The organism is Telluria sp. AZSoR62 (assembly GCF_058111565.1).
Map to the genome: position 1 here is coordinate 1 of NZ_JBYTST010000115.1, position 401 is coordinate 401.

Below are 401 nucleotides of genomic sequence, written 5' to 3' on the forward strand. Positions count from 1 at the left end.
GTATTTCCCAAGCCAGCGATGCTGCCTTGAGTGCATTGGCAGGGGGGGTGGTGCCCGAAGTCAAGATGATTGACGAACTACCCGATTACCTGAGAGACGAATCCCTGCGTTTCAAGGATTTCGCGAGCGGAATCGAACGAGCCATGGAGAACGAAAAACCTGCCCAACGCAATGAGCGACAAGACGCGAAGGCGAAGGTGAAGGTGAAGACGAATTTCGAGGTATCTGATTTTGACAAGGAATCAAGGACGCTCACGCTCAAGGCTGAAACATTGCCGGGGGAATCAGGCACGCTCATTCTTTCGTTGGCAGGCGAAATTGCTCAGATCAAGCGCCGGTTATCCGCTCGCCGCTCGATCCTGGAAGGCCGCGCAGCCAACCCCCAGCTTGGGCTGCTGATT

1 protein-coding gene is annotated in these 401 nt (G+C 55.1%); it reads left to right on the forward strand.

The annotated features are described in order from the left end of the window. On the forward strand, positions 1-401 hold a 401-nt coding region (locus tag AC3XQU_RS23125), incomplete at both ends, for a hypothetical protein (RefSeq protein WP_489876497.1).